5 protein-coding genes are annotated in these 16173 nt (G+C 36.3%); all 5 read left to right on the top strand.

Annotated elements, in window-relative coordinates:
* Positions 1-338 precede the first annotated feature (338 nt).
* Entirely contained in the window at positions 339-7808 is a 7470-nt protein-coding gene (locus tag B0M43_RS19000; RefSeq protein ID WP_168199962.1) for a gliding motility-associated C-terminal domain-containing protein, read from the top strand.
* 66 nt (positions 7809-7874) lie between these two features.
* Positions 7875-8780 (top strand): type IX secretion system membrane protein PorP/SprF, encoded by a 906-nt coding sequence (locus B0M43_RS18995; RefSeq protein ID WP_065448412.1) that lies wholly within the window; start codon positions 7875-7877, stop codon positions 8778-8780.
* Positions 8781-8791: 11 nt separating this feature from the next.
* The gene (locus tag B0M43_RS18990) at positions 8792-10732 is read left to right on the top strand and encodes an OmpA family protein (RefSeq protein WP_078007747.1); all 1941 of its coding nucleotides are present in this window, start codon (positions 8792-8794) and stop codon (positions 10730-10732) included.
* Positions 10733-11081: 349 nt separating this feature from the next.
* On the top strand, positions 11082-14069 hold the full coding sequence (locus tag B0M43_RS18985) for a TonB-dependent receptor (protein ID WP_078007746.1): 2988 nt from the start codon (positions 11082-11084) through the stop codon (positions 14067-14069).
* Between the two features lie 11 nt (positions 14070-14080).
* Entirely contained in the window at positions 14081-15688 is a 1608-nt protein-coding gene (locus B0M43_RS18980; protein ID WP_078007745.1) for a RagB/SusD family nutrient uptake outer membrane protein, read from the top strand.
* Positions 15689-16173 lie beyond the last annotated feature (485 nt).

Below are 16173 nucleotides of genomic sequence, written 5' to 3'. Positions count from 1 at the left end.
GTCATTTTGTTTCTAATAGAAAATACACTTTACTATATTATTTTACGATCAAACTGGATTTTTTCAGCCATAATTATCCAATACTTCTATGGTAATAGCGCTGTAATTACTTATCAAATCGCGATTAAGTGTGAAAATAACAACTGTACTCGTTAAAATGCTTTAAAAGTCGTTTAACTGCAAATATCTGTTTGTTAGCTGTTTATGCTTTTTTTTCTGATCGGATATTTTCTCTATTACGTAATCGAGAAAGGAGTGCTCCCTTTATTGGAAGCTCTAATCTATAATTTCGCACCCAAAATCAAAATATATCTAGGATAATAATTCAAATGATAACTATGAGAAAAAAATTACCCAAAAAAATACTGTTTTTATTTTTGTTTCTTTTTTTTGTATTTAAAGGAAATGCACAGTATGCAACAAGTCATTACATAGCGCCATCTCCATGGCAATACTGGAGTAAAGCAAATGAAATTGTACTTACTACAGAATCGACCACAACGGTCACGGTAACTTTAAAGAAAAGTGACGGTACATTTCTTGCAACACGCACACTTACTTCGGCTGCGCCTGATGTCTATCGTTTCGTTGGATCGCCATGGCAATTAAATAGTAACCCTGTTAATACAATTCAGGACGATAAAGGTTTAATAGTAGAAAGTACCGGTGGAAAAGTATCTGTAAATCTTAGAAATGTAGCTTCTGATCAGGCTAGTTCTGGTGGCGGAGATACTACCGGTGCTACTATTAAAGGAAATGCTTCTTTGGTTAGTTTTGGTAATGAGGGCAGGGGAACTGCTTTCCGTTTGGGGTATTACAGAAGTGATTTTGCAGGTATTTCAGGATTTAACGGAGCCTCCAACCTTCCCGTTTATTCGGTTATGGCAATTGATGATAACACACAGGTAAAGATAAACGGAGCCAATCTGGTACTCTTAAATAAAGGACAAAGTTATTTGTTTCAACGTACAGGTACAGGAGATTTACTTGAAGCAAATAAACCTGTAGTAGCCAATACAGGTGCTTATACAGATACTCCGGGAGGATGTGGAGATGGAGCAGTAGATCAAATGGCGCCGGTAAGTATTCTGGGAACACGATATATCGTAGTAAGAGGTAGTGGTACGTCAGGAACAGGAACTAATTTACCTGAACAGTCTACCATAATTGCATCTGAAGGAAATACTCAAGTTACAGTAACTAATTATGCTCCAAATGGAGCTTTTATTAATACAACAACTTTTACACTTGCAAACGGAGGAGCCTATCGTTCTATTCATCATGGTGATGCTAACGCTCGTTATTCATCATCAATAATAGAATCAAATAAACCTATTGCAGTATATTCAGGAACAGCCCAATCATGTGAAGTAGATATTGCTACCGTACTTCCTGTAGGAGGATGTTCAGGATCAAAATGGACTTCAACAAGTCAGTTCAAAGGTTATAACGCACAAGTATTGCCTTATTTTGGATTTGTTCTGGTAGAATCTCTAACAGCGATTGTTTATGTAAACGGGACTAATATTGAAACTACAACTGGCAATCTTCGTTTCCAGTTAGGTTCAACAGGAGTTTATTTAATTAGATTCGAAAACGCACAAATTGGAAATCCTGCCAATATTACCGTTAATTCTTCAGCAAGAATGAATGTTGGGATTGTACAGCAAGGTGGAGGATTTTCGATGTCGGGATTCTTTTCTTCTTTTAATGAAACCCCAGCGCTTCCTGACGTTACAAGAGACAGTAATGGTTGTGCACTTAACATTATAACTGCCGATCCCGGATTAGAACCTTATCAATGGTATCTTGATGGAGTGTTGATACCTGGTGCAACCAGTCAATCTGTAGTTCCGGTAAAAACAGGAAATTATTCGATTACAGGAACACGTGATTGTGGAGTTACAGGAAAATCGGCAGCAATTTATGTTGCTGTTTGTGGAGATCGCGAAGTCACCAAAACAGTTGCAAACGGATCAACGGCTAATGAAGTTGTATTTACGGTAGCAGCTAAAAATAACGGACCAAATGAAGATAGAAATGTTGTGGTTACGGATGCTTTACCTGCGGGTTATACTTTCGTTTCTGCGTCCCCAAGCGTAGGAACTTATGTTCAAAGCACCGGAATTTGGAACATTGGTAATCTTGCTGTTAATGCAGCTGCTACTTTAAATATTACAGCTACTATAAAAACCACAGGTCAGGTAACAAACACAGCAACTATAAAAGGTGATAATATTGATGTCACTGTGACGAATGACAGTGATAAGGCAACACCTCTGGCTGAATTAAAACTGGTTAAAACAGCCAGAACAGGAGTGTTTAATAAAGTTGGAGATATAATCACTTATGATCTAGTCGTTACCAATACAGGTAAAGTGCCGGTATATAATATCAATATTACGGATGCCAATGCAGATTCGGGAAGTATTTCTCCAGCATTAGTAACAACGCTTCTTCCGAGTGCTTCAGCAAATAGTACAGCCACACATACTGTAACGCTAGCTGATCTTATAGCCGGTAAAGTGATTAATTCAGCTGAAGCAAAAGGTGTTGACGGCAGTAATAATGCAGTAGAAGATACATCTGGAACAGCTACAGGGAATGATACAGCTACAGAAACGGAAACAAAATCTGTAATTGTGGCAGATAATGATAGTGTAGATGCTATTAACGGAAATACAGGAGCAACGAATGTTATTAACATTTTTGCAAATGATAATATAAATGGGGATTTAGTTACTCCTTCAGCAGTTGTTTTAACTCTGGGAACATCAGGTGTTCCTGCGGGATTAACTTTAAATGCGGATGGTAGTGTTGATGTTGCAGCGGGAACAGCCGCCGGAACTTATACTTTCGACTATAAAATTTGCCAGGTTGATATTCCTTTAAATTGTGATGATGCAACAGTTACTGTAATTGTCACCACAATCGACGCCAAAGACGATACACCAGCCCCAATCAACGGGACAACAGGCGGAACTGTTGCTACTGTTTTTGGAAATGATACTTTGAATGGATTACCATTCTTGCCAGCTGATGTAACGTTAACCACGTCAACAGTTCTTCCAACAGGAGTAACTTTAAATAATGATGGAACGATAACAGTTGATCCTAATACAACACCTGGAACTTATCCTATTACATATTCAATTTGCCAAAAAGCAAATCCAACGATTTGCGATGAGGCTGTAACAACAGTAATTGTCTCTACAATTGATGCAAAGGATGATACACCATCTCCAATCAACGGAACAACAGGCGGAACTGTTGCCACTGTTTTTGGAAATGATACTTTGAATGGATTACCATTCTTGCCAGCTGATGTAACTTTAAGCACGTCAACAGTTCTTCCAACAGGAGTAACTTTAAATAATGATGGAACGATAACAGTTGATCCTAATACAACACCTGGAACTTATCCTATTACATATTCAATTTGCCAAAAAGCAAATCCAACGATTTGCGATGAGGCTGTAACAACAGTAATTGTCTCTACAATTGATGCAAAGGATGATACACCATCTCCAATCAACGGAACAACAGGCGGAACTGTTGCCACTGTTTTTGGGAATGATACTTTGAATGGATTACCATTCTTGCCAGCAGATGTTATTTTAACTACGTCAACAGTTCTTCCAACAGGAGTAACTTTAAATACTGACGGAACGATAACAGTTGATCCTAATACTACACCTGGAACTTATCCTATAACTTATAGTATTTGTCAGGTTGCCAATCCATTAATTTGTGATACAGCAACTACTACAGTAATTGTAACTACAATTGATGCCAAAGACGATACACCAGCTCCAATCAACGGAACAACAGGCGGAACTGTTGCGACTGTTTTTGGAAATGATACTTTGAATGGATTACCATTCTTGCCAGCTGATGTAACTTTAAGCACGTCAACAGTTCTTCCAACAGGAGTAACTTTAAATACTGATGGAACGATAACAGTTGATCCTAATACAACACCTGGAACTTATCCTATCACCTATTCAATTTGCCAAAAAGCGAATCCAACGATTTGCGATGAGGCTGTAGCAACAGTAATTGTCACTACAATTGATGCCAAAGATGATACACCAGCACCAATTAACGGCACAACAGGCGGAACTGTTGCCACTGTTTTTGGAAATGATACTTTGAATGGATTACCATTCTTGCCAGCTGATGTAACTTTAAGCACGTCAACAGTTCTTCCAACAGGAGTAACTTTAAATACTGATGGAACGATAACAGTTGATCCTAATACAACACCTGGAACTTATCCTATCACCTATTCAATTTGCCAAAAAGCGAATCCAACGATTTGCGATGAGGCTGTAACAACAGTAATTGTCACTACAATTGATGCCAAAGACGATACACCAGCTCCAATCAACGGGACAACAGGCGGAACTGTTGCTACTGTTTTTGGGAATGATACTTTGGACGGAGCTACATTTTTACCGACAGATGTAACATTAACGACTTCGACAACCCTTCCAACAGGATTGACTTTAAATACAGACGGAACGATAACAGTTGATCCTAATACGACACCTGGAACTTATCCTATCACATATTCAATTTGTCAAAAAGCGAATCCAACGATTTGCGATGAGGCTGTAACAACAGTAATTGTCACTACAATTGATGCCAAAGACGATACACCAGCTCCAATCAACGGGACAACAGGCGGAACTGTTGCTACTGTTTTTGGGAATGATACTTTGGACGGAGCTACATTTTTACCGACAGATGTAACATTAACGACTTCGACAACCCTTCCAACAGGATTGACTTTAAATACAGACGGAACGATAACAGTTGATCCTAATACGACACCTGGAACTTATCCTATTACCTATAGTATTTGTCAAAAAGCGAATCCAACGATTTGTGATCAGGCTGTAACAACAGTAATTGTCACTACAATTGATGCCAAAGATGATACACCAGCTCCAATCAACGGGACAACAGGCGGAACTGTTGCTACTGTTTTTGGAAATGATACTTTGGATGGAGTTGCATTTTTACCGACAGATGTAACACTTACAACTTCAACAACTCTTCCAACAGGATTGACTTTAAATACAGATGGAACAATAACGGTTGATGCTAACACAGCGCCTGGAACTTATCCTATAACTTATAGTATTTGTCAGGTTGCCAATCCATTAATTTGTGATACAGCAACTGCTACAGTAATTGTCACTACAATCGATGCTACAAATGATACGCCAAGTCCAATCAACGGAACAACGGGAGGAACAATCCCAACTGTTTTTGGAAATGATACTTTGGATGGATTACCATTCTTGCCAGCTGATGTAACTTTAACGACGTCAACAGTTCTTCCAACAGGAGTAACTTTAAATACAGACGGAACGATAACAGTTGATCCTAATACAACATCTGGAACTTATCCTATAACTTATAGTATTTGTCAGGTTGCCAATCCATTAATTTGTGATACAGCAACTACTACAGTAATTGTAACTACAATCGATGCTACAAATGACACACCAGCTCCAATCAACGGAACAACAGGCGGAACTGTTGCGACTGTTTTTGGAAATGATACTTTGAATGGATTACCATTCTTGCCAGCTGATGTAACTTTAACCACGTCAACAGTTCTTCCAACAGGAGTAACTTTAAATACAGACGGAACGATAACAGTTGATCCTAATACAATACCTGGAACTTATCCTATAACTTATAGTATTTGTCAGGTTGCCAATCCATTAATTTGTGATACAGCAACTACTACAGTAATTGTAACTACAATCGATGCTAAAAATGATACGCCAAGTCCAATCAACGGAACAACAGGCGGAACTGTTGCGACTGTTTTTGGAAATGATACTTTGGATGGACTACCATTCTTGCCAGCAGATGTAACATTAACTACGTCAACGGTTCTTCCAACAGGATTGACTTTAAATACAGATGGAACAATAACGGTTGATGCTAACACAGCACCGGGAACTTATCCTGTTACTTATAGTATTTGTCAGGTTGCCAATCCATTAATTTGTGATACAGCAACTACTACAGTAATTGTAACTACAATCGATGCTACAAATGATACGCCAAGTCCAATCAACGGAACAACGGGAGGAACAATCCCAACTGTTTTTGGAAATGATACTTTGGATGGATTACCATTCTTGCCAGCTGATGTAACTTTAACCACGTCAACAGTTCTTCCAACAGGAGTAACTTTAAATACAGACGGAACGATAACAGTTGATCCTAATACGACACCTGGAACTTATCCTATCACATATTCAATTTGTCAAAAAGCGAATCCAACGATTTGCGATGAGGCTGTAATAGATCTAATAGTTCAGGTGCCTTCGATCGAAGTGATCAAAAAAGGATCTTTTAATGATGCCAATGGCGACGGTTTTGCTCAAAAAGGAGAAACCATTACTTATAATTTCTCAGTAGTAAACACTGGAACAATGCAATTAACCAATGTTGTGGTAACTGATCCAATGGTAACTGTTACAGGCGGACCAATTGCAATAATGAATATTGGAACCAAAGATGATACAACTTTCAACGCTACTTATGTAATCACGCAGGCAGATGTTGATGCAGGTTTTATAAATAATCAGGCCTTAGTAACAGCAACTCCAATTGTTGGAACTCCAATAACCGATTTATCAGATAGCAATGATCCTGCATTACCGGGGAAAAATGACCCTACGGTAACAAAATTATCTCAGAATCCTGGTTTAAAATTACTGAAACACGGAACATTTGAAGATACAAACCATAACGGGTCAGTAAACGAAGGCGATCGTATTAGCTATGTTTTTAAAGTAATGAATACAGGAAATGTTACTATGAAAGATATTGTAGTATCAGATCCTATGGTTACAGTTGTTGGCGGGCCAATTTCACTAGAACCATTAGCTTTTGATGAGACCACTTTTACAGCAAGTTATGTACTTACGCAAGCCGATATCGATTTGGGTGCCGTCTATAATTTAGCGTTGGTTACCGGAAATGATCCACAGGGAGTAAGTATCGATAATGATTCTGAAGATACTTCACCATTAACTCCAAATGATAAATTTTACATGCCTAGCTGTCCTACTTGTACGGTTACTACTTTGGAACAAAAATCAGGAATAGCCTTAATTAAGACAGCAGTGTTTAATGATGAAAACAACAATAAAAATGCCGAAGCAGGTGAAACCATAACGTATAATTTCGTGGTAACTAATACCGGAAATGTGAGGTTAACAAACGTTGTTGTCAACGATCCGCTTCCTGGAATTGTTATGACAGGAGGGCCAATATCATTAGCTCCGGGAGAAGTTGACAGTACTACTTTTAAAGGAGTATATGCTTTAAAACAAAGTGATATCAATGCTAAAAAAGTTTCTAATCAGGCAGTAGCAATAGGACAAAATCCTTTAGGTGTTATTGTAAATGATGCTTCTGATGACACAGATAATTTAGGAAATAATCCTACCGTTTTATCAATCGAAGGCTGTGTAATAAAAATCTTTAATGCGATGTCTCCAAATGGAGATGCCAAAAACGAACGATTCTACATTCAGGGCTTAGAATGTTATCCTGACAATACAGTCGAGATATACAACCGTTGGGGAGTTTTAGTATTCGAGCGTGAGAACTATAATAACGAAGAGCGTGCTTTTAAAGGAATATCTGAAGGACGCACAACAGTAAAACAATCAGATGGATTGCCGGTTGGAACGTATTATTATATTCTTAAGTACAAAGACAGCGATTCAAACGCACATCAGGAAGCAGGATATTTATACCTCACTAAATAATAGTTAAAACAAATTAAAATGGCTTAGTCCCTAAAAAAAGCTAAGCCATTATTAAAAGAAAAATAAATGAGAAAATTAGTTTTAGTTTTTATGTTTTTTTCCGCTGTAGGATTTGCACAACAAGACGCGCAGTACACACAATACATGTACAATACCATTAATATCAACCCTGCTTATGCGGGATCCAGAGGAGCAATGAGCATCTTTGGTTTGTACCGTACCCAATGGGTAGGACTCGATGGAGCACCGGAAACCAGTAGTTTTTCATTAAATACACCTTTAAGCAACAGTAATCTGGGACTTGGAGTTTCATTCGTAAACGATAAAATAGGGCCAACAAACGAGAATGCCTTATCAGCTGATTTATCATATACGGTACCAACATCTGAAACTTTTAAGTTATCTTTTGGAATCAAGGCAACCGCGAACCTTTTTAGTCTGGACGTCAACAAATTAAATCCGGAACATCAGGGCGACCCGCAATTTCAGGATCTAAAAAGCAAATTTTCGCCAAATGTTGGAGCGGGAGTTTACTACCATTCAGATAAGGCGTACATAGGATTATCTGTACCCAATTTTATCGAAACCAATAGGTACGACGATAATGATACAGCGATCTTTAAAGACAAAATAAACTACTATTTAATAGCGGGTTACGTATTCGATTTAGATCCTTATATTAAATTCAAACCTGCAGTATTGACCAAAATGGTCGAAGGATCACCATTGCAGGTAGACCTTTCTGCTAATTTTATGTTCAACGATAAATTTGTAGCAGGATTAGCTTACAGATGGAGTGCAGCATTAAGTGCGATGGCAGGATTTCAGGTAACCGACGGATTGTTTATTGGATATTCTTATGACCGCGAAACAACGAGATTAAATAATTACAATTCAGGTTCACATGAAATATTCCTGCGATTCGAATTCTTCAATAATTATAGCCGTATAACTTCACCAAGATTCTTCTAAATCCTTCAAAGATGAAAATTAAACATATAGTTTCTACTATTTTTTTAGCACTTATAGGGCTAAAAGGAAACACGCAGACAACAAGTCAAAATAAAGCTGATAAAGATTATACGCAATATGCTTATATTGATGCAATTGGAACTTATGAAAGAGTTGCAGAAAAAGGATATAAAGATGAAACCATGTTTCAGAGACTAGGTAATGCTTATTATTTTAATGGTGAACTGATTAAAGCAGGCAAATGGTATGATGCTCTTTTTGAAATGAATGCAGAACAGAAACCTGAATATTATTATCGCTATGCACAAACTCTAAAAGCAAAGGGAGATTACGCTAAAGCGGATAAGATCCTCGAAGCCTTCAATAAAAAAACGGTAACAGATAAAAGAGGGATTTTATTCGAAAATAATAAAAACTATCTCGAACAAATAAAAGCCAATTCAGGAAGATTCGAAATAGCCAATGCAGGAATAAATTCAAAGCAAACAGATTACGGAAGTGCTTATTACAACAATAAAGTGGTCTTTGCATCTGCCAGAGATACGGGTGGAGTAGTTAGAAAGACATTCAAATGGACGAATAAAGCATTTACGAATTTGTATGCAGCCGAATTAAAAGCTGATGGTACATTGGGAGAACCGGAACGTTTTCAAAAGAAAATCAATTCTAAGTTCAACGAATCGACACCTGTTTTTACAAAAGATGGTAAAACGATGTATTTTACCAGAAACAACTATCTTAAAGGAAAAAGAGGAAAAGATGATCAGAAAATTACCTTGCTAAAGCTTTATAAAGCAGAATTTATTAATGACAAATGGACAAATATATCCGAGCTGCCCTTTAATAGTGACCAATACAGCACGGCACATCCCGCATTAAGCAATGATGAAAAAAAATTGTATTTCGCTTCTGATATGCCGGGAACCTTAGGACAATCTGATTTGTACAGCGTAACGATCAATGATGATAAAAGCTTTGGTAAACCCGAAAATCTGGGAATGGCAATTAATACCGAAGGAAGAGAAACTTTCCCGTTTATAGCTACAGACAATCAATTGTATTTTACCAGTGACGGACGACCGGGATTAGGCGGACTTGACGTTTTTGTATCGACGATTAAAATCGATGGTACTTTTACGGAAGTGCAAAATGTTGGCGCACCAATAAACAGTAAACAAGATGATTTTGCTTTTATCATCAATAGCGAAACCAGCAATGGATTCTTTTCTTCTAACAGAGAAGGGGGAATTGGAAACGACGATATTTACAAAATCACTGAAACAAGAAAACTGCTTTGCGAGCAAAAACTAAAAGGAACTATTGTTGATTCGGAGACAGGTAAATTACTCGAAAATGCTAAAGTAACTTTGCTCGACGAACAATTTAAGAATATAGCTGAAGTTGTTACAAAAGCAGATGGAACTTACAGCTTTAATGTGGAATGCAGCAAAAAATACTACGTAAGAACCGCCAAAGAAGATTTTGAAACCAAGGAAATTCCGGTAACGATAATAGAACAAACTGGCGAAACAAATTTAGTAGTACCAGTAGAAAAACGAATTAAATCAATAGGAGTAGGAACTGATCTGGCGAAAACGCTAAACATACCTATTATTTATTTTGATTTGGATAAATCATTCATCCGTAATGATGCAAAGTTTGAACTTGAAAAAATCCTTGTGGTAATGAAACAATATCCAAAGATGAAAATCGATGTTCGTTCTCATACAGATAGCCGACAAACTGCCCAATACAATATTGCTTTATCGAACAGAAGAGCAAAAGCAACCGTACAATGGTTAACAAAAAATGGTATTGCTTCTAACAGATTAACTGCAAAAGGATATGGAGAAAGTCAGCTAATCAATAATTGCGCTGATGGTGTATCCTGTACAGAAGCGGAACATCAATTAAACAGACGAAGTGAATTTATCATTGTTTCGATAGAATAGTATTCAATACAATACTTTCATAATAAAGAGCCCTTTCTATTTTTAGAAAGGGCTTTCTGTTTTTAAGAACTTAATTTCTTTTAAAAAGAGATGCAATAAACAAGTGATGAGATAATATTATCGTAAAGTTATATTGAATAGTTGTAGGTGTTTTGGGTTTAAAAAGAGATATAATTTATTTTTTGACGTAATTTTCTGTTAAATTATTAGTCAATTTAGCAAATACAGATGTTTTTTTAAAAAAGAGGATAATATAGTATTAGCATATGGTAATATCAGCATTTTCGTTAACTCCAATTTAACATAATTTTACAAGTGTTAAAAATACACTAACCAATATAGTTAAATTATGAAACCAACCACGCATGTTTTTAAAAGTACTGCAACATCCTCTTACAGAGAAAAGATGTTCTTTACGATTTTGTTTTTGTTTGTTGTTTTTAGCTCGTTTTCACAACAGAAGATCAGCGGTAAAATTACAGATGCAAATAATATTCCCATACCTGGAGTATCAGTTTTAGAAAAAAACACCTCTAATGGCGCTGTAAGTGATTTTGATGGTAATTTTCAGATTACGCTTAAAAATAAAGATTCAAAATTGATTTTTAGTTATATGGGCTTTATAACTCAGGAAATTGCTGTTTTGAATAAGAGTGTTGTAAATGTAGCTCTTCAGGATAGTAAAGAAGAATTAAATGAAGTCGTAGTTGTAGGATACGGAACTCAGAAAAAATCAAGGGTCACCAGTGCAATAGCCAGTGTAAAGGAAAAAGATTTTACAAGAGGCGCCATTAATGATGCTTCAGATCTTATTAAAGGTAAAGTTGCGGGTCTAAGTATCAATAACGGTTCAGGTTCGCCGGGATCAACACCCAATATTACATTGCGTGGTTTCTCAACTTTAAAAGGAGGAACAGGACCTTTGGTTTTAATTAATGGTGTACCCGGAAGTATTGATACGGTATCGCCAAATGAAATTGCGTCGATAGATGTTTTAAAAGATGCTTCGGCGGCTGCAATTTATGGAACCAGAGGAGCAAATGGAGTAATTCTTATTACAACAAAAACAGTCAATTCAGAAATAGCGCCAACAATTACGTATTCGACATTTGCTACGACATCTAATTTTGCTAATAAAGCTAAATTTTTAGATGCAGGTCAGCAAAGAGGTTTGCGTGCACAAGGAGTTACCTTGCCTTTTACTGACGGTGGTGCCAGTACAGATTGGTTAGATGAAATCTCAAGAACAGGATTTTCTCAAAATCATAATTTAGCTTTTAAAGGTGGTACAGCTAAAACAAATTATATAGTAAACCTTAATTATGTAAATCAAACAGGAGCTTTTATTAATACGTTTAATAAAGAGTACCGATTTTCATTTGATGTTAATCACAGCATGTTCAACGATAAGTTAAAGATCAACTTAAGCTTACTAAACGGAACAAGTGATATGGGTATCGACGAAGGTATTGCTTCCTATGCTTACAGACAGGCTATGATAAGAAACCCTACTGCTCCTGTATATAACCCAAATGGAACTTATAATGAGGATTCAAATAAACTGCAGTATTACAATCCAGTCGCAATTTTGAATGAAACGACACAAGATAGAAATAGTACATGGCAAAGATTTACCGCTAATTTAACTTTGGATTTGTTACCGGGATGGGATGTTAGTGCACAGCTTTCAAAGAATAAAAATACAGGTTTAACAGGATATGCTGAAACCAAACAACATTATTCAAATACCATAAATAAAAGAAACGGCGTTGCCTCAAGAAGTACAGGAGTTACAGATAATGATTATGTAGAATTAACATCTAAGTATCATAAAAATTTGGGCAAACATGATTTTACAATATTAGGCGGTTACAGTTATCAATATACTGTGAATGAGGGATTTTCTGCCGGTAATTCTGATTTTCCAACAGATGCCTTTTCTTATAATAATTTAGACGCGGGTAATGGTTTGTCAGATGGTACTGCATCTATGGATAGTTATAAAAATGACAGTAAATTAATTGGATTTTTTGGTAGAGCAAACTATAATTTTGATAATAAATACGATTTGTTATTTAGTATCAGACGAGAAGGTTCATCTAAGTTTGGAGACAATCACAAATGGGGTAATTTTCCGGCAGTTTCTGCAGGATGGAGCATCAATAAAGAATCTTTCCTGAAAGACGTTGTTGCTATAAATACTTTAAAATTAAGAGCAGGTTACGGAGAAACCGGAGTAATACCAAATGATCCTTATATGTCAATGACATTGTATAATTATGATGGCTATTTCTTTAGTAACGGAAAATGGGTTAAAGGTTTAGAGCCGGCAAGTAACCCTAATCCCGATTTGCGTTGGGAGAAAACTGCTGAGGTAAATATTGGTCTTGATTTTGGATTTTTTGATAATAGAATTTCCGGAAGCTTTGATGTCTACAGTAAAAAAACAAGTGATATGTTATGGGATTATAATGTACCAACTCCTCCTTATTTGTTCCGTCAAATTACTGCCAATGTTGGAAAAATGGAAAACAAAGGATTTGAAATTCTTTTGAATACAGTTCCTGTCAGAACAAAGAACTTTAATTGGAATTCTTCTATGACTTTTTCGCACAATAAAAATAAGCTAACGAGTCTTTCGAATGATTTATACAAAATTGAAGGAGATTTTTTGAATACAGGAAACACAGGAGATCCAATTTCATTTGAAACACACAGATTAGAAGTTGGACAGTCAATAGGAAATTTTTGGGGATTAAAATCTGTAGACATTACTACTGATGGTAAATGGATTGTTGAATTGCCTGATGGCACAACAAAAACACTTACCACAGAAATGTATAACGATAAAAACAAGCAATATTTAGGAAATGGTATCCCGCAGTATTATGCCGGATGGACGAATACTTTTACCTACAAAAAATTTGACTTAAGCGTTGTATTAACAGGAGCTTTCGATTTTCAAATACTCAATACACAACGTATGTTTTACGAAAATCCAACAATTGCTTATAATACCTTAGAGAGTGCATATGATAAAGTATATGATAAAGCGGTATTAAACTACAATCAAACCTACGTAAGCTACTATGTTGAACAAGGAGATTATGTAAAAGTAGATAACGTAACCTTCTCGTATAACTTTGATGTAGCACCATTTAAAATTATAAATGCAATGCGATTGTATGTATCCGGAAATAATTTGGCCACATTTACAAAATACAAAGGCCTGGATCCGGAGATAAAAAGAGCAGATCCTTTGTCGCAGGGAATGGACAATAGAGATAAATATCCAAGCACGAGAGGTGTGACTTTAGGTTTAAATGTAACTTTTTAAATTAAATCAAAATGAAAAATAAAAATATAGTATATAAAATTCTTATTTCCGGCTTACTTCTTTTAGGAACAGGATGTACAAATTTAGATGAGACCGTTTATGATAAGGTAAGCGCAGAGAATAGTAATTTAACTGCAGAGGATTTAGCGAGTATTATTGCGCCAGCTTACAACTCGTTTAGACAAATTTATGCAGATTGGGATGCCGTTTATAACTTGTATGAAGATTCATCAGATCTAATGGTGACGCCTCAAAGAAACGGAATTGGCTGGGGAGATTATTACATTACCATGCACAAACATACCTGGGGAACTGCGCTTCCAATGGCAGAGGGCAATTGGTATTATATGTTTACAGGCGTAAATAAAGTCAATAGGGCGATATATCAGGTAGAGCAAATAGAAGGTATTGAAAACAAAGAAAATGTCATTCAGGAATTAAGAGCGTTAAGAGCTATTTATTATTATTTACTATTAGATAATTTTAGAAATGTCCCTATTGTAACATCATATATCAATCCTCCGGGATATTTACCAGTTCAAAACACAGGAAAAGAAGTATTTGATTTTGTAGAAAGTGAATTAAAAACAGCTTTACCTTATTTAAGCGATAAGAATAATTCTTCGACTTATGGTAAAGTAAATCAGTGGGCTGTAAAAATGACTTTGGCAAAATTATACCTGAATGCAGGTGTTTATTTAGGTACTCCTAAATGGGATGAAGCTTTGGCTCAGGTGAATGATGTTATCAATAATGGTGGTTTTAGATTGACATCTAATTATCTGGATAATTTCATTATAAAAAATGAATCTTCTCCGGAACAAATATTATCCATCCCTTTTGATCAGGTAAAAGCTCCGGGAACAAGCTGGCCATACAGAACATTGGCGGCTGCAAGTCAGGCCACTTTTGACTTGGCAGGAGGTCCCTGGAACGGAACTGGCGGAATACCTCAATTTATAGATACGTATGACCCGGATGACCAAAGATTAAAAGATTGTTGGTTAGGCGGCAAGCAGTTTACCAGTAAAGGAGAACCGATAATGTTAGATGATAAAGTAACACAATTTGAATATATTAATTATATGACTAGTGTTGACGGTACCGAACCTAACGAAGGTTTTAGAATGGTTAAATATGAAATTGGCCCTGGTGTTGTAGGACAAGCAAGTAATGATGTACCTTTTTACAGATTGGCAGATGCTATGATGATAAAAGCAGAGTGTTTGTTAAGAAAAGGTGATGCCGGTGGAGCCGCAGCTATTGTTACTGAAGTGAGACAAAGAAATTTTAAAAATACCAATCCTGCAAAAGCAACAGTAACCGGAGCAAAACTTTTAGGAGGAAGTGTTTATAAATACGGAACTTATCAGGCTGGAGTAATTACCAATTATGAAGGTGGTGCAGATATTCAGTATGGTGGTTTCCTCGATGAACTGGCATGGGAATTTGTTGGTGAAGCGCATAGAAGACAAGATTTAATACGATTTGGAATATATTCAACAAAATCCTGGTTTTCAAAGAAAGGAGATCCTGCAGATAGTTTTAGAGCTATTTTTCCAATACCACAATCAGAAATGGCTAAAAATAGCAATTTGAAGCAAAATCCCGGTTACTAGAAATTAATATAAAGATTTTACAAGTTGGTTACTTGTAATTATAAGTGTGTGAAAAGCTGTTCCTTCTTTAGGAATGGCTTTTCACTTTTTTAATTATAATTGAAATAATTACAATCATTGTCAACCTGAGCGAAGTCGAAAGGCGCTCCAATTGAAACGTGGGCTTCTCCCGAAGTCTTGGGACGATCAGCCTGACAATATAATAATCACTTTTGGGTTAAATTTTTTTTTATATTAAAATTATAGCCTAACAAAAAATAAAATCTGCTCAATCTGCAAGATCTGCGTGAAACAAATCTCCACAAGAAACTCACACAAAGTATTTCAAAAATTGTCGAGCCACTAACGGAGATCCCTCGTTCCTCGGGATGACAAAAATGCGCAGACAACTATAGGCTTTAGCCAAAATGTAAATATTTAGCTAAAGCCTTTATTTTTTTGACAATTTATAAAAACAAGTTAAATAAAAACTTTGCGTCTTTGCG

The sequence above is a fragment of the Flavobacterium sp. KBS0721 genome (assembly GCF_002007065.3).
GTDB classification, from domain to species: Bacteria; Bacteroidota; Bacteroidia; order Flavobacteriales; family Flavobacteriaceae; genus Flavobacterium; species Flavobacterium piscis.
The sequence above is the reverse complement of the archived record's forward strand: the minus strand, read 5'-3'. Positions and strand labels throughout refer to the sequence as shown.

Excerpts from the sequence above, each read along its gene's own strand:
- B0M43_RS19000 (WP_168199962.1), top strand. The coding sequence starts at position 339 with ATGAGAAAAAAATTACCCAAAAAAATACTGTTTTTATTTTTGTTTCTT.
- B0M43_RS18995 (WP_065448412.1), top strand. The coding sequence starts at position 7,875 with ATGAGAAAATTAGTTTTAGTTTTTATGTTTTTTTCCGCTGTAGGATTT.
- B0M43_RS18990 (WP_078007747.1), top strand. The coding sequence starts at position 8,792 with ATGAAAATTAAACATATAGTTTCTACTATTTTTTTAGCACTTATAGGG.
- B0M43_RS18985 (WP_078007746.1), top strand. The coding sequence starts at position 11,082 with ATGAAACCAACCACGCATGTTTTTAAAAGTACTGCAACATCCTCTTAC.
- B0M43_RS18980 (WP_078007745.1), top strand. The coding sequence starts at position 14,081 with ATGAAAAATAAAAATATAGTATATAAAATTCTTATTTCCGGCTTACTT.